The sequence below is a fragment of the Proteus sp. fly-1067 genome (genome assembly GCF_040139345.1).
Taxonomy (GTDB): domain Bacteria; phylum Pseudomonadota; class Gammaproteobacteria; order Enterobacterales; family Enterobacteriaceae; genus Proteus; species Proteus vulgaris_B.
Map to the genome: position 1 here is coordinate 1 of NZ_JBEEUL010000139.1, position 635 is coordinate 635.

The 635-nt window shown below is 27.9% G+C and carries 1 protein-coding gene; it reads right to left on the reverse strand.

What is annotated here, in order from left to right:
- The coding region (locus ABN217_RS19615; protein WP_349459906.1) for a winged helix-turn-helix domain-containing protein at nt 1-404 on the reverse strand (404 nt) is incomplete at its 3' end.
- Between the last annotated feature and the right edge of the window lie 231 nt (nt 405-635).

Here is a 635-nt window from a genome sequence, read left to right on the forward strand (position 1 = left end):
TGAACAGTAGGTGGTTTAGAAACTGATAATGACTCATCTTCTTCAAAATGATGATTTATAACTTTTTGAAGCTCTATCGTTTTTGATATTACAATGCCACGACGTGGTATTGTAATCAAAACATCAGGTGTATAATCTATTTGTTTAAACGCCTTTCTTATGATTGAGATATTCTGATAAAAAGTATTCGAATTTATTGGAATACCATGAACTTCCCAAACTTCATGAAATAATTGTTTCTGAGTTGTTACATCAGGTGAATTTTTCAATACAATCGCTAAACATTCATTTGCAGGTACAGTCAATGTTGCGACTTTTTTTGTATCTAATAAGTTTGTAATCTTGGCTGCTTCTTTGTCATAAAGAATCATTCCATCAAAAATAACTTGCTGTATTTCACTCATAACCCCTCCAAAAATACTCTTTACGAGTGTATTTAATAATTTAAATCTTTTCAATATTTAAATTATCTACTTTAATCCTCTCATACTTTATATAAGAAGCATATAAGAAGCATTATCATTAACTCCCTAATCAAAATATATTTTGGTTTTATTAGGTGTTGTTAAAACCAGCCAAGATAAGAATAACTATTTTTAATTTATTCTTACTTAGAGATAGATTTAATAATGATT